The organism is Streptomyces sp. NPDC043876 (genome assembly GCF_056435825.1).
The window spans coordinates 1-17,925 of sequence record NZ_JBWKDV010000029.1 but is presented as its reverse complement, the minus strand read 5'-3'; the positions used below and the strand labels follow the sequence as shown (position 1 = coordinate 17,925).

Below are 17,925 nucleotides of genomic sequence, written 5' to 3'. Positions count from 1 at the left end.
CTCCCACAAGCCGTCCGGCACCATCCGCTGCACAAGCCCAGTCGTCACCACACCAGACTGCTGCAAGATCACACCAAACGAAATGGCGTCTAAGCTCCGCCGTCAGCCAGAGTTCGGCGGCTGGGGGTCATCGTTGGCGAGTCTCGCGGCGATCACCGTCGTGAAGCGTTCGAGTACGTCGAACGGCAGCTGCTGGGTACCGTCGAAGTGGACGTAGGGCGGCTTCTCCACTTCGGGGTCATGGGCGATGACAGTGACGGCCGCAAGGCCTGGCAGGAAGCCGTCGTGACCTGGGCCGGCCGTCCGGACGGCCGGGGCGCAGCGGGCCTCGCTCAACTCGAAGTACCACGCCTGGTCACCCCTCACGTAGGTCGACTGCAGGCAGAAGCGGTCACCGTCGTGTTCCCAGGTCTCCAAGGTCATGTGGGAAGACTGGCACGAGGGTTGATTATCAGCGGCGCGTCGGCTTGCTGCCTGGCTTGTGAGGGCTGGCCGGTCAGGCGGGAACGGCCCCCGTGCGGACGGCGAACTCGCGCAGGCCCTGGACGCGTGCCGGGCCGTAGAGGAGGCTCGAGGTCAGCGCCCGTACTGCTGGCCGGCGTACTTCCTGGGCCGCTTCTTCCTCGACGTGGCGCAGAGCGGTGAACGCGTGCTGGCCGTGGCCGAGGGCGTGCCACATGCGGGCGGTGTCGGTCCACGCGCGGGCGCGGCGCTCCGGGCTCGGCATGAGGCTGATGTCCAAAGTGCGTGCGATGGGGACGGCTTCGTCGGGGGTGCCGAGGGTGGTGTGGACGCCGATGCGGTAGACGGCGGCCTGGGCCTGGGTGGCCTCGACCGTGAAGAGCCCGCCGGGAGCCTGCTGGCCGTGCTCGACACTCTCGTCGGCCTCGTCGAGCAGAGCCAGAGCGGTCGAGCGTTCGCCGCCGGAGGCGGCCGAGTACGCCGCGGTGAGCAGCAGCGTGGTTCGTACGGCTGCGGTGCGCGGGGCGGTGGGGTCGAGGGCGGCGGCTTCGGTGGTGAGGAAGCGGACCGCTGAGGTGCATCTGCCGGAGCGGCGCATGGTGATGGCCAGAACGCGGGCGGCTTCCCCGACGGGGACGGGCATGCCGCTGGCTCGTGCGGCGGCCAGAGCGCGGTCGGCTGCGACCCACGCGGCGTCGGAGTGCTGTTTCGCGGCGAGTTCGGAGGCCAGGACGTAGGCGCGGGCGAGGATCGTACTGGCCTGCCGGCGGGCTTGGCCGGTGGTGGCGTTCCTGGTCGCTTCGGCGGTGGCCAGCAGGCCGGGCAGATGGGCGCCCAGGTCGTTGTAGCGGGCGCTGGTGAACTCCTCGCGCGCCGAGGCGGTCTGGGCGGCCAGGACCTGCAGTGATGCGGGGGCGGCGTCCGGAAGCCGGAACAGCACATCGTCAAGGTCCGGCACCGAGGCAGGCGAGGCCTGCGCGGTGCCCCCGGTGGCGATGACGGCCGACGCCCCGGCGGCGAGGGCCCCCAGCATGCTCCTGCGACGCATCGCGTCCTCCTCGTCCGACACCGGTACGGCCCCCACGCTAGCGATCACCGGGCCCCCGGGAACAGGGAACCCGCTGACCTGCTCCGCCGGGATGTGAAGCACCCGGGCCAGGAGCAGGCGTGTTTCGAGGTCTACCCGCATCCGGTTGCTCTCGATCCGAGAGATCGCCGACGCCGAGTAGCCCACGGCCCGGGCGACATCCGCCTGCTTCAGCCGTAACGCGTGGCGGGCACTGCGGAACACCGCACCCAGGTCAGCCGCGTTCGCGCCCATGACCACCTCCATCGCACCGTCGGTGCCGGACGAGCGTAGTGCCCGCCACCCCACACGGACAGGGCGCACGGACGCACGCCGCGCTGGGACGCACACGCTGTGCGGGCTGCGCACGCCGTGTGCGAGCAGGACACGAACAGCTCCCGCACAGCCGCGGCGGGCGGGACGGTGACGGCAGCAGACAGACGGCAAGCACAGTCCGCCTCGCTGCTCCCACCTCCGCGGAGGCACCCTTGAAGGTCCTGATCACCGGCGGCGCCGGCTTCCTTGGCCTGGCACTCACCCAGGCCCTACGCACCGCCGGCCACATGGTCACCCCGCTGGACAACCTGTCGGTCACCTCCCGGCGACCGAGCCCGCACGGCCTCCAGGTCCGCGACGTCCGCTCGCTGGCCGCGGGGGACCTGGACGGCGTGGATACGGTCGTGCACCTGGCCGCGCTGAAGTCCGTCCCCGCTTCGTTCGAGGTCGGAGGGTTCGAGCACAACGTCGCCGTCGACCGCCACCTCCTCCACACCTTCACCCGCTCCACGGCCCGCCGGCTGCTGCTGGCCTCCTCGTGCGAGGTCTACGGCCAGCAGAACGGCCCGCTCACCGAGAACGCGCCGTACGCCCCGCGGTCCCCATACGCGGCGGGCAAGGTGGCCACCGAGCAGCTCGCCCAGATCTACCGGCCCGTCCTGGGGGAGGGCCGCCAGGTCGGCGTGGTCCGGTTCTTCAACACATTCGGCCCCAACGAGGGCGCCGACGCCGTCGTCCCCGCCTTCCTCGACGCCATCGCCGACCACCGTCCGCTGACGATCGAAGGCGACGGCGCGCAGGCGCGGGACCTGACGTACATCGACGACGCCATCACCATGCTCACCCGCATCCTGACCGCCCCCGAGCTGCTGCCCGTCGTCAACTGCGGCTCCGGCCACGCGGTGACCATCCGCGACCTCGCCCACGCGGTCATCCACGCCGCCGGCCACGGCACAATCACCCACACCGACCCGCGCATCAACGAGATCGCCTCGTTCACCGCCGACCAGACGCTGTTCACCCGCACCTACGGGCCCATCAACCGCACGCCCCTGCACGAAGCCCTGTCCCTCACCCTCGACAGCCGGACGCGCACCCAGCCCGCGGGCGCAGGCATTCGATAGGCACCGCCCACCAGTCCGTACTGCACACGGTCCCGGCCCGCCCGCCCGCTGGCCCGGGACTGCGAGCCGCCAGCCCCACCTCTACGGAAAGGGAACCCGTGAACGATCAGAGCGTCATGCCGCCCGCGCCCCGCACCGACACCCGCGCCATCCGCATCACCGGCGGCCACCGCCTGGACGGCACCGTCACGGTTCAGGGCAGCAAGAACATCGCCCTCCACCTGTACGCAGCCAGCCAGCTCGCGGACAAACCGCTGGCCTTGACCGGGATCCCGCACATCCTGGACACCCGCGTCTGCGCGGAGATCCTCACCCGCACCGGCACCAGGGCCCAGATCGTCGGCGACCGTTTCGAGGTCGTTCCGGCCGCTGCCTGGCAGCCCGTCATCCCGGACCATCTCGGCGGGCGCATCCGCACGACCGCCGTCATGGCCGCCGGTCTCCTGGCCCGAGCCAGCCGGGTCCGCTTCCCCCTGCCGGGCGGTGACGCCTTCTGCCCGCGCCTGATCGACCGGCACCTGGCCGCCATGGAAGCCGCCGGCGCCACCCTCAACGTCACCAGCACCCACGTAGAGGCCCGCCTGCCCGGGTGGGGCCCGCAGCCGTTCACCACCGATGCGATGACGCAGAAGTGGGGGCCGAGCCTGGGAGCCACGGTCACCGCGATGCTGCTGGCCGCCCGCGCCCGCGGCACCTCCACCATCCTCAACCCCAACACCGAACCCGAGGTTCAGGCAACCGCCGCGCTCCTCGCGGCGGGCGGGGTCACCCTCACGTGGGAGGGAACCAGCGCCCTGCACATCACCGGATGCGACCGCATCACCGGCGGAACCTTCCCGGTCCCGCCGGACCGGCTGGAGGCCGCCACGCTCGCACTGGCCGCCGCCATCACCGGCGGATCGGTCCACCTCGACAACATCCCCGCCACCACGTTCCCCACCGCCCTGACGTCCATGCTCGCTGGCGCAGGAATCGAGCTTGCCCCAGCGGCCGACGGCACCCTCGCCCGCTGCCCCGCCGGCCCCCAGCCCCTGCGGACGACGACCGCCTCCGCCACCTGCACCGACGTCCAGCCCCAGCTGACCGCATTCCTCACCCAGGCACCGGGCACCTCCCACATCGAGGAGAAGATCTACACCTCACGGGCCACCCACATCGCCCCCCTGCGCGCCCTCGGCGCGAACGTCAGCATCGACGGCCCGACCATCACCGTCCACGGACCGTCACCCCTCACCGCGGCTCACGTCAACGGCCCAGACATCCGGGCCGCCGCCGCCCTCGTGATCGCCGCCCTCGCGGCCGAGGGCACCTCGACCATCACCGGGATCTACCACCTGGACCGCGGATACCACGACCTGCTGCCCAAACTCGCCGCGCTCGGCGCCACGGTGGAGGTCGTCCACGACGGTGGGCCGCCAGGCCCGACACGCTCCCACGAGACCTCGCCCCCTTCCGAGGGCTAACATCCCACCCGGCTCACCCGCGACGCGTCGCCCGCTGGTCCGCCCCGGCCAGTGGGACTTCTACCAGTGGCGCCCGAGCGGAAGCGGGACATGCGGCTGCGTGGCGGGTTCCTGCGACGGCGTGCTGCGCCAGTGCGCGCCGGTTGAGCGCGGCCGCCGACTGGCGGCCGCCGTCCTTGCCCTGGGAACTGTCAGGACATGGTCGCACCCTCCGTTTCAGTCTCGGCATGTTCACGGACCATGTCCTGCACGATGCTCGACCACGATCCGGCGATCTGCGCGCGGTGCCCGCGAGCCAGATCCACCGATCCGTCCGTGAACACGAAGCTGACACCGCCGAACACGTTCTCGGGGCGGTGGCCGGCCGAACCGTGGTGGTAGGACAGGACGGCAGCGCCCACCCATTCGCGCTCCGCATGCAGATGCTCGACCTCGTAGAGCACGAAGTTGAGCGCCCAGTGCGGGAGCAGAAGGGTCTCCTCAACCAGTTGACTGTGCAGCGCATCGAGAGCCGCATGCCGCTGGTCGAGGCGCTCGACCCGGCCTCGGACCAGGCGGTCGACGCCGGCAGCGCCACCCTGGGAAGCCGCCGCGCGCAGGTCGTTCAACCGCAGCCGGCCGTCGCGCAGACCCGCCACCCGATCGGTGTACGCGGCTACTTCCTCCCGCCGGTCGGCAGGCACCCGGTCATAGGGGTGCTCCGTCCAGGCCGCGGGGAAGAAGTCCAGGTGCCAGGCACTCGTACCCTTCCACGGCCGCAGCCGGGTCTCCACATCCCCGCCGCCCACGGTGTGGACCTCTGCCCCTACCTGCGCCCACTCCGTCCCCGAGAAGGCCTCGCCGACATACTCGATGAGGTCCTCGCCGGGCGAGTGCTGGGCGCGCATGAACTCCTGGGACGCCGAGAGGACCGGCATGCCCTGGACGCTGATCTCCAGGCTGGAGATGTCAACAACTGTGGGCCAGTCGTCCATGTTCCGCTCTCGGTTTCCTGATCGGTCATCCATCACGTTCACGCTGCGCTCTCGTAGACGACGGTGGTGTCCGGGCAGTCCTCGGCGAGCCCGAGGAGGGCCTGGCGCTCGTTCTCGTCGACAGCCAGGTCCCACCGCAGCTTGGTTCCTACCCACGTCGCGGCGTACCGGCAGTGATACGAGCCGTCCGAGGGCAGCCACTCGGCCGGATCCTTGTCCGCCTTGCTCCTGTTCGAAGCCGCGGAGACCGCGATCAGCGTGTCCGGCGAGGCCTGGTCGTTCGCGTACGCCTCCCGCCGCGCAGCGCTCCAGGGCGCACGTTCAGAATCGAACACCTCGGCGAGCGGAACGAAGTGGTCTACATCCAGGCGAGCCGCGTCCCTCACCACGAGGTTGTCGTAGGCGCTGCGCCAGGATCCGCCGGTCAGCTTGCAGCCCGCCGCGACTGCGGGCGCCTCGACGGCTTCGGCGAGGATGACTTCGCGCCGGGTGTCGCATCCATCCGACACATTCAGTCCGCGGTTCCAGTGCTTGTACAGGTCCCGCTTGTAGCCCTCGCGGTGCTCGACTGCCACCGGGAGCCGGTCGATCGCCTCGAACAACGGCAACGGTGCCTGCGCCCCGGCCGCCGCCACGGCTGCCTCCGCGGAGGCGGTGCGCGGTGTGGAGGCGGAGTGCGCGGAGTGCGCGGTGGGCGCGGAGGTAATGAGGGGGAGGGCGCAGAGGGCGAGCGCGGACAGACCACGACGCATCAAGTTCTTGATCACATAGGCGGGTGTAGCCGTCCGAAGACCAGCTGCGACAGCTCCCGAGCAGTCACCTCACCCGCACGGGTGGCCGGATTCACCGCAGAAACGCCCCTGCGCCCTGCTTCTTCTGGGCCGAGGTAGCCGTCTTCTCCAGAACCACGCCGACGCGGAAAAGCTCCCGACGCCCAGCCAGCCATCAGGCCCGTGGTGGAGAAGCTGCGAGCGAAGCTCGCCGCTCCGGGGCTCTCACCCGAGGAGCGGGTCCTGGAGGAACAGGCTGTGTCGTCCCTCGAGGAGATGCTCAAAGATCGACCTGATTCTTTGACCAGCTCGTAGACACTCTGGGGCATCTCGTCGCGTAGTGGGGGCGGAAGTGAACCGTCCGCCCCCACCTATGCCCGAGGAGCACGGCGGTAATGGGGCCTGTCAGCGGCTGGGACGGCCGCTCGTCGCAGGAACGATTCTTCAGGGCTGCCTTACCGGAGCACACCCAACTGTTGAGGGGTGGTGCGGTCGCCGGGGCGCGTGGTGGGTGTAACGGCGGAGGGTGGCCGCATCCTGTACGCATCCCGTACGGGATGCGCCACCCTCGTCATGGGCTCCGCGGTGGAAGACGCGGTGCCCTGCCCCCTGTTCCGTGGTGCAGCCACAGCGCCAGGGAGGCCCCGGAGCATGTCCGGAACCGGCGCTCTTTGAGGGTGGCATCGAGAGCGCCGCCTCGGCAACGCCGACCTGGCCACAATTGAATCAATGTGTCAGGCGGTCAGGGCTTGATCTGCGGTTTTTGATCCGGTTCCGCTTCTACCGGCCATGAGTTCGCCCCCGTAGGGGTGTCCCGGCCAGTTCGGTTACGAATCAACCCGCTCCCCGGGAGGGGAACAGATTGTGATCGCGGGATCACTGGTGAGAAGATCCCATCGGTTCAGCCATCAGGGTGTGGAAGCCCGGCCGGACCCGTTTGGTGCAGCCCATCAGCCGCGCGTCCTTTCGCGGAGGCGCGGCTGGTGAAAGAACAACGACCCAGGGAAGTCCTATGTCCAGCATCCCCCCGGCCAGCGTCCCCGGCCCTCTCGGCCGCCCGCTCACCGGCATCGAAATCCTCGTTGTGGTCATCATCATGATCCTGGCCACCGCCCTGACCCTGGCCGGACTACCCATGTTCGGCATCGCCGAGGTCCTCGGCGGGACCGCCGCCGTCATCCTGCGCCTGCTGCGCACCGGTGACCCGGGTTGCGTCAAGCCGGTCTAACAGAGGCGACGGAACGGTTATGGGACGGCGTGAGAAGGCCGTTGCCGCCGACACCCGCCAGATGGAAGCGCTGGCGCTGTGGCTCCGAGCCCAGCGCCGGCGCGCGGGACTGACCTACGCGGCAATGGCCCACCGCATTAACTACGACTTCACCGCCTCCATGCTCTCCCGCGCCGCCAGCGGGAAAAGCGTGCCCACATGGCAGGCAGTCGAGGCGTTCGCCCGCGCCTGCCAGGCCGACTCGGGCGAAGCACGACGCTTGTGGAAGGCGGCCCGCGCCGCCGAACACACCCGGCGCAGTAGGGCGGGAGAGTTCGAGGACCTCGCCGACAAACTCGTCCAGGTCTACTCCCACCCCAAGGTCATCGAGACCGTGGGGGAGCTGCGCCGGGCGATGGTCCACCTGCGCGCCCGTGACGGCCAGCCCTCCCTCGCCGAACTGCAACGCCGCGCCGGCCAGGGACCGGACGGAAGAGACCGGCTGCCCAAGAGCAGCCTCGGCGCGGTCCTGCGCGGCGACGCCGTCCCCACCCGCTGCCACGTCGTCGCCTTCGCCCAGGCCCTGGGGATGTCACCGCGCAAGGTGGGGGAGTGGGGGAAGGCCTGGGACCGGGTCGTCGGCGAGGCGGGGACCCAACCGGCCTCCGCCCTGCCGCACCAGCACCCCCACCGCCACCCACGCACCGGCACGAACGTGCCCGGCGCCCTACCACCAGGCCCCCGCGCGCACACCCCACGCTCCGGGCCGCAGGACCCTTCCGACTTCATCCACTTCTACGTCACCGCGATGATCGAAGAGGCCGAGCACGTACCCCTCTATCGCACCTACGCCCCCCACCACCGCAGCCGCCTGCCACGCTTCCTGCGCGGCCCCCTCCCACCCCTGCCACCGGCCGGCCGAACCGGCCGCGGGCTGCCCATCCGCGCCCCCCGCCGCTACACCCCGCCAGCCCCCGCACTCCGCGGCTTCCTCACACCCTGACCACCAGCCCTGGCACGACAACCGTCTTCACCGGCGCGCACCACTGCCGGGGAGTGCCGCCCGCGCCCGACTCCCGGGCCGTCTTTACGGTGCGGGGGAACCGATTCTGTGCAGGGGTGTCGTCTGGGGGCGGGCCGCTGCGGCGCAGCGGGGTGGCGGCCGTCGGGTGATCACCCCAGGTCTGGCGTGACGGCGTTGAGGTGCGTACGGGCCACGGCGACGAAGCCGACGATGGCGTCGTGCAGCTTCTCGCTCGTGTCGATGAGCATTTCATCGACGGTGCGTTTCATGGTGCTGGCCTCCCTGAGGAGGAGTCCCACCTGGGTTTCGGTAAGGGCCCCTCCGGCAACGAAGGCCTCCATCAGGGAGTGGGCGTGCTGGTACTCCGTGCTCAGGCGCCTGCCCAGCTCCCCTAGCAGGGCTGCGGTCGCAGGCACGTCTACGGCGGTGCTGAGGAGGCGGCGGTCCCGTTCGGGTAGTTGGCGACCGGTGGCCTGGAGAGTCTCCAGGGCCCCCATCGCCGGGTGGTTGCGCAGAGTACCGGACCGGTAGTGGGCGTAGAAGGTGTTCCAGGCGCGGTACGCGGCGCCACGGTGGGTCAAAACTGTCTCGATCACGTACGCCGACTGATACATCAGACGTGCCCGCTCAAGTACCCCCTCGGGCCCTTCCAGCTCCACGGCGGCGAATGCCACTTCGAGGTGCATCAGAGGTTCACGCATGTCTTGAGCGCTTTCGTCGCTCGCCCCTGCGCGGTCGGTGACGTACTCGACGCGCCGCTGAAAGTCACGTGCAGAGGCCAGGAGCCCAACGTACGCGGTCCGTTGGGCTGCGCGGTTCTGCTGCACGAGCGTGGCCGCGTACTGCGTCACAGCAGTCGTCGTGGCTGCTTGCTGCGTCGCCTCGGCCTGGGCGTGGCTTCCCTTCGCCTGCATGCGGGCGCCGAAGAGGGCGCCCACGATGCCTAACGCGACGCCGACAAGACCGGCTCCTGACGAGATCACTCCGATAAGCAGCTCTGTAGACATCCCGCCATCATCGCGGTGGAAACAGTGCGATACGCGGGAGTTCAGCCGATCTTGATCCCGCCAGCATTGCGCTCCCCGTTTACGAGGCGGTAAGGGCAGCCTGTGCTCAGAGGGCGATGATCTGCGCGCTCTCGCCGGCCGGGACCCATACCACCAGCCCGGTTCCCTCGGCCACGGCTTGGTGGGCGTATTGGGCGGCGAGCTGGGACTTACCGACCCCGCCCATCCCCGACAGCACCCCCGCTGACGCCCGCCTGGCCTGCGTCAGCACCACTGCCCCCCTGGCACGGGCAGCATCGATGCGCGTGCGGAGGCCCTCACGCGGCTGGAACGCCGATGCCGCCAACGGCGGCGCCCCCACCAGCAGACCCTGCGGCTCTCTCGCCCGGCCCCACTTCTCGCCGACTGACCGGCCGCCACGGGCGACACGACCGGCGCCGCTGGGCCGCCCGACAAGGCGTCCGTAGCCTGCTTCCGGAGGCCTTGCAGCATGTCCCCGTCGAGCCGCAACGCCCGGGCCATGCTGGCCACGGTCCGTGCGCTCAGAACGGAGGGCTTGTTCAGGGCGTTGCTCACGCTCGTACGCCCCAGCCCGGACCGCCCCGCCAGCCAGGTCACCGTCTGCCCCGTCGAGGCCAACGCGTTCCCCAGCAGCGTCTGCAATCGGGACAGCGCCTCGCTGGACCCTCCGACTGGTTCCGGCATCTCGTCCGTGACGCTCATGATTTCCCCCGGCCCCTGTGCACACCGTTGTTCAGCGGTGTTCATCTTCGCCCGGCCGAACCCTGTCGCACACCCGAGTCGAGACGGTCGGTCCATCAACCGATGGCTCTCCTCAAGGAGCTCGACATGTCCGTTCTGACCGTGGTGCTGTTTACGATCTGTCTGGTCCTGATCGGGGCCTTCGCCGTCGCGGCGGTGGCCGGGAAACTCGCCCGCCTGGACGGCGCGACCTACCCGGCCGCCGGCCTGCGCGCCGCTGCCGCGTTCGCCGCGTTCCTGACTCTGGCCGCTGCCGTCACCGACGCTCTGGCCGCGGTCCTGACATGACGGCAGTGGTCAAGGTCCGGGTTTCCGGGGGGCCAAGCATGGCCATGATCCGCGGCGACTACGTGGGCTTGCGCTGGCGGTCGGCATCCAGCTGGCACTCCTTGCCCGCGGCCCGCTGTCGCCCAGCCGCGGGCAAGGAGATGAACGACGCCGCCCCGTACGCCGACCCGGGCGGGGCTTGCCTGCGCGTGGTTCACTCTTTTGCGTCAGGGCTGGGGCGGGGGAAAGGGCAGGCTGGCGGTATGAGCGGGATGAGGGTGTACAGCGGGGACGATGAGGCGTGGGCTGATCCGGTACCGGGGCGGGTGTATGTGGATCTCCTCGGTGGTCCGCTGGACGGCCTGGTCCTGGACGTGACCGGCTGGAGTGAGGCGGAGCGGGTCGAGGGCGCGCTCCTGGCCACGGGCCGGGGGCTTTACGGTCCGGGTGGGCGGGCGCTGTACGGGCCTGCCGAGGCCGATCCGGGCGGCGCGTTCCTGTGGGACGGCGACACACCCTGATCAAGGGCGGGGCGTGGTGCGCACCTTGTGCGTGCGGCCGGGGCGGCTGCAGGCCGGAACGGGGTGGGTGGTTGGGGGTGTGTGGCCGGCGCCCACTTCCGCTGGGCGGGTGGCAAGGGCGCCGGCCGACCGAAGAACACTCCGCAGGAGATCCCGGGCGCGTCATCACCCCCGAGCATAGTCGTCCCGGCGGGCGTCCTGCGGACGCCGGCTGGGAGGCGTCTTGAGTGCGATACATTTTTCTTGAGGGCCGTCGCCCGGCTGGCTGTCCGGTCTGCCTGAGTCGGTGGGGTGCCTCGTTCCAGCTGGAGGTCGAGATCGTGATCCGTGCCGGGCGCAGTGCCCTGGGGCGCAAGGAGTTGGCGCAGGCTCTGGGCATGCCGTGGTCGACGTTCAGCAAGTCGCTGCCTTACACCGCCGACGGGTTCCCTCCTCCGGTCAGTTCCGAGGGCGCGCTCGTGCTTCTGTGGGACGCGGAGCAGGTGGACGCGCACCGCCAGGGCGCGCCGCGGCCGGCCATCCCCGCGGTGGACGATGATGCGGACCTCCTGGACCGCCGCGAGGCGGCGGCCCTCCTCGGCGTGAAGCCCCGCAGCATCGACACCTACAAGAACGACGACCGCCTCGCCGCCCACGTCGTGGTGGTGTGCGGGGTCGATCACTGGCCGCGCGCGGCCCTGCAGGCCTACGCCGACAGCCGCGGCACAGCGAGCGCGCCGCGGGGCCGGCCGACGGGGTCCGGTGACATGGTTCCCCGGGACCTGCTCCCGGGCCGGATCGCCGAACTCCTGGACGCCGACCCGGCGGTGAGCGCCGCGCACGCGGTCGACGTCCTCGGGGTCTCTGTGCCGACCGCGCAGAAGCACCTGGTGAAGGAGCGTGCCGCGCGGATCGCCGCGCTGATGCGGGCGCATCCCGGGCTCGGCGCGGCCGGGGCCGCGGAGCGCCTCGGCTTCCCGGCGTCTGTGCGCCGCGCCGCGGTGAAGGCCGCCGAGGAACTGCACAGCGGCCTCTGAACCCCGGCCCCCGTCAGGGGGCCCGCCGTGACCGTGACGGCAGCAACAAAGACGCCAACGGATGAGACGGGCCCTTCTACGAGACCGCTGGCGGCGCGGATCGCGTCCTACGCATCGTCGCTGTCCGGCTTAGCCGGGCGCCGACGGCGCCATGTCCGCAAAGCGGCGGTGCCAGCAGCTGCAACGGCTGCGGTAACGAGCTGTGCGGGCAGCTCAGTGAGAAGGCCCCGGGCAAGCAGATCCATGAAGTGGTTGAGCTGATCAAGCATCAGTGGGACTCCAGTGCAGATGGGCGCCAGCCTTGGCTAGCCGTGGACGTCGGATCGCTCGCTTTCAGCAGCGGGCTCAGTCCTCACACTTCATCTGCTGTGATAGACGGGTCCAGTTGTCCGGGTGGGGGACCGTACAAATCTGAACAACGGCTGGTTGTCCGCTTCCATGTCAGGAGAAGAGTTGCCAAAGGAAGGACAGCGCCGAACACGCCCGTGGGGTGCGCTGAAGGGTGGGACTGAAGAAGCTGACGCTCTGGCACAGCTGCTGCGAGGATGGCTCGATGAGACCAACATGCGAGTCGACGATGTTCTGGCAGAGCTGAAGCCAGAACACTTCACCAGCGGCAAAGTGCCGAGCCGCACCACTGTGTCGGACCGGCTGGCCGGGATCGCGCTGAAGCCAGATTTCGTCGAAGCGATCGCAGACATCTGCTCAAGGGACGTCGCCGGCCGGGAACGCCTGCTGAGCCAGGTCCGCTCTCTGCAGCAGAAGATGACTACCACCGGCCTGCCGAAGGACACATCAGAGAACCGAGGCCACGGGGGGCAGCACGATGGGACCGAGCTCGCCGGGGAACTGGTCATGGTCCAGAAGAGGTCTCTGGAGGTCTCTGACAAGCTGATGCGTGCGCTGGAGCGCGCCCAGGAGCTTGAGAGGGAACGAAACAGCGCCAACCACATGGTGCTGCTGCTGCTGACCATGGTCGACAAGCTCCAGCGTGACATCACCGCTCTGGCGCGTGAACGAGACCGGTTCCGGACCTCCCCAGCCGCAGGTCAGACTTCGCTGGACCAGGTACGCGCCCGGCTCACCAAGAGCGAGCAGCAACGGACGACCGCGGAGGCCGAACTCGAACGCGCACGCGGAGAACGCCACAAGGCTGATCGACTCGCCGAAGAAGCCGCAGAACAGGTTCGTGTCCTCACGGAGGAGCTGGACCGTCTCCGCGCTCAGGTTCCGGCTTTCAGCGCTGACACGATGCCGGTCTCTGCTTCACACCCGACACCACACGAGGCGCTGTATACCGATGCGAGCGGCATCGACCAAGCGCTCGCAAAGGCTGCTCGTCACCTGGACGACAGGGCCGAACGACTCGACCGTCTCGCTGACGAACTGCATCTGGACAACCCGCCGGATAACTTCGTGGCCAGGGAGGAAGACCTGGATAACTCTCCGTCTGGTCCGCGGCCGGATGAGCCGGACAACTCACGGATGTCCCCGGCCGATGTGCTCAACGCCCTCCAGGGCCCGCATCCCAACGATGGCAGCTGGTCCGACGCGTTGAGGGAAGCGCCGCTGTCCCAGTCCTGTGGTGAGGCGTTGGAGACGGTGTCGCTGTTACGCGCGGAGGGATACGACGAGCTTGCGGATGGCTTCCTTGCCCATGCAGGTGAGTCTCGGCCTCCTGGTGACATTCCCACGCTAATTGATGCTCTCCGTGCAGATGAGCGTTCCACGGATGCCTATCAGCTGCTGAACGCAGTTGGCTGCCGAAAATCTCCGGATGAAGTGGTGCAGGCCGTATCTCTCCTGCGCATGGGGCACCACGATGCCGACGCATATCAGGTTCTATCTGCCGTGGGTCGCATCAGGCCAGCAAGGGGTGTCGTTGAAATTCTGGACCTGGTGAGCGCAAAAGACGAGAGTTGGATTCTCAACGCGGCTCGGCGAGACCGTCAACTCGAGGATTTCCCTTCCTTGATTCAGGCCCTGGAAAAGGCTAATCGACGCAGCGCGGCCAAGGTGATGACTTCCGCATACGGTGTTAAATCGGGTGTCAGCAAGGTGTCGCAAACGGCCGATGGGCTGGCCCCTGTCTCCCTCGTTGATAGTGATGACGATGATGAGACGGAGGAGGATTTCGGTTTCCGCTCGTACCAGACGCTTTTGAGTAAAGGCGGTGTGGAAGAGGAGTTGGAGGCGGAAGAAGCGGTCCCCTTGGTCCGCCCTTATGCGATGCGGGAGAATAAGTCGTTTTCTCTTCCCATTGATAAGGTGGTCGTTTCCAAGGTAGATGAATCAGTGCTGAAGCGCTTGCTTCCTGAGCAGCGGAGAATAAGTAGACTGTGCCGTCGGCCAATCAGTGTTGAAGATATATCGCGAGAGCTGAACCTCCCTCTCGGAATCGCCATTATTCTTGTGGGAGATTTGCTGGACTCTGGAATCCTCGCTCAGGTTCCTACGGTTGAAGAGAACAGGACTGCAACTGATGTCGGGGAGTGACCTCGGATCCCTCCGGGGCCGGGATATGGACCCGAAGGTGAGCGTCGCGCACGCGGTCGACGTCCTCGGGGTCTCTGTGCCGACCGCGCAGAAGCATCTGGTGAAGGAGCGTGCGGCGCGGATCGCCGCGCTGGTTCGGGAGCATCCCGGGCTGGGCGCGGCCGGGGCCGCGGAGCGCCTCGGCTTCCCGGCGTCTGTGCGCCGCGCCGCGGTGAAGGCCGCCGAGGAGCTGCACAGCACTTCCTGATCCCGGATTCTCTGGAGGGGGCCTCAGTCGTCGGGCTGGGGTCCCTTTCGGCATTTTTTGCCGGGTGGGGGCGGGCGTTGCGGGTCCGGTGCCGGCCAGGGTGGGGGCGGCTCCGCTGCGCTGCGCCGCCCCCACCCCGCGTGCCGGGCTCCGCTGCGCTGCGCCCGGACCGAGCGCTGCGCGCTCTCACGCGCTGCGGGATATGGCCGCGCTGCGCGCCGCCATATCCCTTGCCCTCGCCGCGCCGCGGCGAGGGTGCTGGCCGTCCCCGGCCCCGCAATGCCCGCCCCCACCCGGCAAAAAACCGGCTTTGACCTGCGAATACATCACTCCTTTGGGTGTGCGCGGAGGACCGTTTCCACCCCCATGGGTAGCGAGATTGCGATAGAATTTTCTTGTCGGTAGGGGTCCTGTGGCAAGGCCCCCCGACGGCCAAGAACACCCCCTCCAACCAAGGGAGAACCATGTCGGTACGTCCGGAACATCTGGCCGTGGAGGTGTCGCCCGCAGGCGGCTTCCATGTCCTGGGCTGGTCCCCCGAGATGAGCGCGCACCGCGCCCTGGGCGCGGACTCCGTCGCCCGTCAGGGCCTGACGGACTCGCTCACTCTGTGGACTGACGATTACGCCACGCAGTGCGGCCAGCCCCGTAACCGGCCCGTGGAGAGCCTGCTGGCCCTCTACCGGCACCCGCGCACGGTTGAGGGTCGCGCGCTCTTCACAGGGCCCGTCACGGCCTCCGGCGTGCGCGGACTGTCCTTCGACCAGGTCTTGACGCTGCTGGACCGCCTGTTGGCCCACGCCAACCCGCAGACTCTCGACCGCCAGGTGCTGGCCGCCTCCTGACCCGCCCGTCCCGCCGGGTGCGGACCAGACCGCACCCGGCCACGCCAAGGAGCGTAGAACCGATGACCAACGAGCTGCTGCTCATCACGATCAAGCGCACGTCGGCACTGCTGCGGGCCCTTGCCCACGCGGCCGGGACGGGGACACACCGGCTGGCCGTCGTGCACTTCTCCAGCGACGGGTGCGATAGCGCCGCGTGCGACCTCGACGGCCCCGTGCTGAACGAGGCCGACCCGTCCGAAGACCTGCTCTTTGTCGCTGGACTGCTGGCCGAGTCCGCGATGGGGGACGGCGGCGCGGTAATGATCCTGCGGTCCCCGCTGGCAGACGACAGGACGGCCCTGCGGTCCTGGCGCGTGCGCGACCTGATGGCCTACCCCGTGACGGCTGGCGAGTCCTTCGATGCCTACTGCATCGGCCCGGACGGCGAGCTGACGGGCCCTGAGCCCGGCACGGAGTACTACGACGCTCCCAGCCTCACGGGGCCGTGCGTCCCGAGGCAGCGCGAGGGCCACTGACCTCGCACACCCGGGCCGCCCCGCTCAGGGGCGGCCCCCCGGGCCGGGGGAGTGGCACCCCCGGCCCTCCGAACGAACAACTCACGCACAAGGAGAGTCATGGCCCACGAGATCGAGCAGTTCAGTGACGGCACCGCCGCATTCGTCAGCGCCCGCAAGAGCGCGTGGCACAACCTGGGCACCGTCACGTCTGACGCGATGACCGCCGAAGACGCCATGCGTCTGGCCGCCCTGGACGGCTGGAACGTCCGTCTGGTCCCCCTGCACGCCACCGAGCTGACGGACGACGGCGCGACCCTGCTGGACGTACCGGCCCACCGCGCCAGCGTCCGCACCCACCCGAAGACCCGCCGCCCGGAAACCCTCGGCGTGGTCGGCCCCGACTACACCCCGGTACAGAACGAAGAGCACGCCGAGTTCCTGAACTACCTCGTCGACGAGTCCGGCGCCCACTTCGAGACGGCCGGATCACTCAAGGGCGGCCGCCAGGTCTTCCTGACCATGAAGCTGCCCCAGACCCTCACCATCGGCGGACACGACGCGGTCGACCTGTACATCGCCGCGTTCAACTCGCACGATGGCAGCAGCGCATTCCGCATCGTGACCACCCCCGTGCGTGTCGTCTGCGCGAATACGATGCGCGCCGCTCTGAGCAACGCCCGCAGTAGCTACACGGTCCGCCACACCTCTGGGGCACGCGGGCGCATTGCCCAGGCTCGCCAGGCCCTTGGGCTGACGTTCAAGTACGCCGAGGAGTTCGACAAGGCCGCTCAGCGGATGCTGGACGCGGAGATGACCACGCAGAGGCTTCGTTCGGTGGTCGAGGAGCTGTGGCCCGTCACCAGCGCCGACAGCGCCCGGAAGAAGACGAACCACAACACCCGCTGGGCCAGCATCCGCCATCTCTTTGAGCAGGCGGACACGCAGGCCGGTATCAGGGGCACGGCGTGGGCGGGATACAACGCGATCACCGAGTACGCCAACCACATCGCTCCGGCACGCGGCACCAGCCCGGACCTCAAGAGGGCCTCCCGAGCCGAGCGTGTAATCACCGGCACCGCCGATGACCTCATGGAAAGGGCCTTCCGCCTCACCGCCGTCTGACTGGGCACCAGCTCACCAGTGAGCTGGTGGGTAACCCCGCCAAGGCCGTTCGTTGCACTATCGCAACGAACGGCCTTGGTTGTGCAGAGCTTTGACCCCCCGTTCGTTGCGATAGTGCAACGAACAACGGGAGATACGTCAGTAACTGCCGACGTATCGCAGGGAGATACGTCAGTGCTGCACTGACGTATCTCCCGTCACAAATTGCGCTGACCAGCAAAAACGGCTGCCCTTCCCTCTAAGAACCCTCCGCCTCGTGAATCTCGGCCCCTAGCCGGGCAGTTCGAGGTCGGTTGGTGGTACCGCGACCATCGTGTGACCCATGTCTGTCCTCCTGACAGAGCCGGTTCGTTGAATCTATATAGATACTCTAGTCTCCAGCGACAGACCGAAAGTGACACACTGTCAGTTCACCCGTTGCAAACCTTGACAACTGCCAGCACGTCTCCCCACCCTGACTATCTGTTATCACCCCGGCCACCATCGCAAGATCACCACCCCGGCCAGCCACCACCCACCCAGCCAGCTACCCGCGAAGCGGGTCAAGGCCAGGAAGCGAAGCGCACTGGCCCAACCCACAACAAAACCAACCCAGTTAAGCCGCGAAGCGGCCCACCCCAGGTCTGGAGCGAAGCGGAAGACCCCACAGCTGGAGCCCGCGAAGCGGGCCCAGCCGGCCCCGCGCGAAGCGCGGGGCCCCTCACACTCCGTCACCGGGCGCGAAGCGCCCGGCTTCCCTTCCCCACCGCGCAGCGGTGGGGGTCCCGCTCCGCGGG

At 68.9% G+C, this 17,925-nt stretch carries 17 protein-coding genes; 12 read left to right on the top strand and 5 right to left on the bottom strand.

The features are described 5' to 3' along the window. Positions 1–102: 102 nt before the first annotated feature. Together AC0693_RS38265 and AC0693_RS38260 are read right to left on the bottom strand one after the other, a co-directional pair. Positions 103–423 carry a hypothetical protein gene (locus AC0693_RS38265; RefSeq protein ID WP_478804551.1) on the bottom strand — a complete coding sequence of 107 codons (321 nt, stop codon included), beginning with the start codon at positions 421–423 and terminating at the stop codon, positions 103–105. A gap of 73 nt (positions 424–496) precedes the next feature. Next, positions 497–1,783, bottom strand: a complete 1,287-nt coding sequence (locus tag AC0693_RS38260) for a helix-turn-helix domain-containing protein (protein WP_478804550.1) — start codon at positions 1,781–1,783, stop codon at positions 497–499. 233 nt (positions 1,784–2,016) lie between these two features. Between AC0693_RS38260 and AC0693_RS38255 the strand changes: the two genes are divergently transcribed. Together AC0693_RS38255 and AC0693_RS38250 are read left to right on the top strand one after the other, a co-directional pair. Further along, positions 2,017–2,928, top strand: coding sequence for an NAD-dependent epimerase/dehydratase family protein (locus AC0693_RS38255; protein ID WP_478804549.1), 912 nt, complete (start codon positions 2,017–2,019; stop codon positions 2,926–2,928). A gap of 98 nt (positions 2,929–3,026) precedes the next feature. Further along, positions 3,027–4,391 (top strand): UDP-N-acetylglucosamine 1-carboxyvinyltransferase, encoded by a 1,365-nt coding sequence (locus AC0693_RS38250; RefSeq protein WP_478804548.1) that lies wholly within the window; start codon positions 3,027–3,029, stop codon positions 4,389–4,391. 191 nt (positions 4,392–4,582) lie between these two features. Here AC0693_RS38250 and AC0693_RS38245 read toward each other — a convergent pair whose 3' ends face one another. Continuing rightward, positions 4,583–5,365, bottom strand: coding sequence for a hypothetical protein (locus tag AC0693_RS38245; protein WP_478804547.1), 783 nt, complete (start codon positions 5,363–5,365; stop codon positions 4,583–4,585). Positions 5,366–5,403: 38 nt separating this feature from the next. Then, positions 5,404–6,117, bottom strand: a complete 714-nt coding sequence (locus AC0693_RS38240; protein ID WP_478804552.1) for an HNH endonuclease family protein — start codon at positions 6,115–6,117, stop codon at positions 5,404–5,406. A 1,030-nt stretch (positions 6,118–7,147) separates the two neighbouring features. Here AC0693_RS38240 and AC0693_RS38235 point away from each other — a divergent pair. Beyond that, positions 7,148–7,363 (top strand): hypothetical protein, encoded by a 216-nt coding sequence (locus AC0693_RS38235; RefSeq protein WP_478804546.1) that lies wholly within the window; start codon positions 7,148–7,150, stop codon positions 7,361–7,363. A 19-nt stretch (positions 7,364–7,382) separates the two neighbouring features. Then, complete coding sequence (locus AC0693_RS38230) at positions 7,383–8,345, top strand: helix-turn-helix domain-containing protein (protein ID WP_478804545.1); 963 nt, start codon at positions 7,383–7,385, stop codon at positions 8,343–8,345. Positions 8,346–8,515: 170 nt separating this feature from the next. Here AC0693_RS38230 and AC0693_RS38225 read toward each other — a convergent pair whose 3' ends face one another. Beyond that, positions 8,516–9,373, bottom strand: coding sequence for a hypothetical protein (locus tag AC0693_RS38225; RefSeq protein ID WP_478804544.1), 858 nt, complete (start codon positions 9,371–9,373; stop codon positions 8,516–8,518). Positions 9,374–10,222: 849 nt separating this feature from the next. Here AC0693_RS38225 and AC0693_RS38220 point away from each other — a divergent pair. From AC0693_RS38220 to AC0693_RS38185, 8 genes are all read left to right on the top strand, one after another. Continuing rightward, positions 10,223–10,423, top strand: a complete 201-nt coding sequence (locus AC0693_RS38220; RefSeq protein ID WP_478804543.1) for a hypothetical protein — start codon at positions 10,223–10,225, stop codon at positions 10,421–10,423. A gap of 242 nt (positions 10,424–10,665) precedes the next feature. Further along, on the top strand, positions 10,666–10,923 hold the full coding sequence (locus tag AC0693_RS38215) for a hypothetical protein (RefSeq protein WP_478804542.1): 258 nt from the start codon (positions 10,666–10,668) through the stop codon (positions 10,921–10,923). A 320-nt stretch (positions 10,924–11,243) separates the two neighbouring features. Then, a complete protein-coding gene (locus tag AC0693_RS38210; protein WP_478804541.1) occupies positions 11,244–11,939 on the top strand; it encodes a hypothetical protein in 696 nt (231 codons plus the stop codon). A 564-nt stretch (positions 11,940–12,503) separates the two neighbouring features. Further along, positions 12,504–14,435 carry a DUF742 domain-containing protein gene (locus AC0693_RS38205; RefSeq protein WP_478804540.1) on the top strand — a complete coding sequence of 644 codons (1,932 nt, stop codon included), beginning with the start codon at positions 12,504–12,506 and terminating at the stop codon, positions 14,433–14,435. A gap of 37 nt (positions 14,436–14,472) precedes the next feature. Further along, positions 14,473–14,682, top strand: a complete 210-nt coding sequence (locus AC0693_RS38200) for a hypothetical protein (protein ID WP_478804539.1) — start codon at positions 14,473–14,475, stop codon at positions 14,680–14,682. Between the two features lie 464 nt (positions 14,683–15,146). Beyond that, the gene (locus AC0693_RS38195; protein WP_478804538.1) at positions 15,147–15,527 is read left to right on the top strand and encodes a hypothetical protein; all 381 of its coding nucleotides are present in this window, start codon (positions 15,147–15,149) and stop codon (positions 15,525–15,527) included. 62 nt (positions 15,528–15,589) lie between these two features. Beyond that, positions 15,590–16,045: a hypothetical protein gene (locus AC0693_RS38190; RefSeq protein ID WP_478804537.1), complete on the top strand. Its 456-nt coding sequence runs from the start codon at positions 15,590–15,592 to the stop codon at positions 16,043–16,045. Between the two features lie 99 nt (positions 16,046–16,144). Next, on the top strand, positions 16,145–17,149 hold the full coding sequence (locus AC0693_RS38185) for a DUF932 domain-containing protein (RefSeq protein ID WP_478804536.1): 1,005 nt from the start codon (positions 16,145–16,147) through the stop codon (positions 17,147–17,149). Positions 17,150–17,925 lie beyond the last annotated feature (776 nt).

What these genes read in the sequence shown, in the direction of transcription:
- AC0693_RS38185 (WP_478804536.1), top strand. Translation starts at nt 16,145, where the DNA reads ATGGCCCACGAGATCGAGCAGTTCAGTGACGGCACCGCCGCATTCGTC.
- AC0693_RS38235 (WP_478804546.1), top strand. Translation starts at nt 7,148, where the DNA reads ATGTCCAGCATCCCCCCGGCCAGCGTCCCCGGCCCTCTCGGCCGCCCG.
- AC0693_RS38245 (WP_478804547.1), bottom strand. Translation starts at nt 5,365, where the DNA reads ATGGACGACTGGCCCACAGTTGTTGACATCTCCAGCCTGGAGATCAGC.
- AC0693_RS38195 (WP_478804538.1), top strand. Translation starts at nt 15,147, where the DNA reads ATGTCGGTACGTCCGGAACATCTGGCCGTGGAGGTGTCGCCCGCAGGC.
- AC0693_RS38205 (WP_478804540.1), top strand. Translation starts at nt 12,504, where the DNA reads ATGCGAGTCGACGATGTTCTGGCAGAGCTGAAGCCAGAACACTTCACC.
- AC0693_RS38260 (WP_478804550.1), bottom strand. Translation starts at nt 1,783, where the DNA reads ATGGGCGCGAACGCGGCTGACCTGGGTGCGGTGTTCCGCAGTGCCCGC.
- AC0693_RS38220 (WP_478804543.1), top strand. Translation starts at nt 10,223, where the DNA reads ATGTCCGTTCTGACCGTGGTGCTGTTTACGATCTGTCTGGTCCTGATC.
- AC0693_RS38215 (WP_478804542.1), top strand. Translation starts at nt 10,666, where the DNA reads ATGAGCGGGATGAGGGTGTACAGCGGGGACGATGAGGCGTGGGCTGAT.
- AC0693_RS38190 (WP_478804537.1), top strand. Translation starts at nt 15,590, where the DNA reads ATGACCAACGAGCTGCTGCTCATCACGATCAAGCGCACGTCGGCACTG.
- AC0693_RS38225 (WP_478804544.1), bottom strand. Translation starts at nt 9,373, where the DNA reads ATGTCTACAGAGCTGCTTATCGGAGTGATCTCGTCAGGAGCCGGTCTT.
- AC0693_RS38230 (WP_478804545.1), top strand. Translation starts at nt 7,383, where the DNA reads ATGGGACGGCGTGAGAAGGCCGTTGCCGCCGACACCCGCCAGATGGAA.
- AC0693_RS38265 (WP_478804551.1), bottom strand. Translation starts at nt 423, where the DNA reads ATGACCTTGGAGACCTGGGAACACGACGGTGACCGCTTCTGCCTGCAG.
- AC0693_RS38240 (WP_478804552.1), bottom strand. Translation starts at nt 6,117, where the DNA reads ATGCGTCGTGGTCTGTCCGCGCTCGCCCTCTGCGCCCTCCCCCTCATT.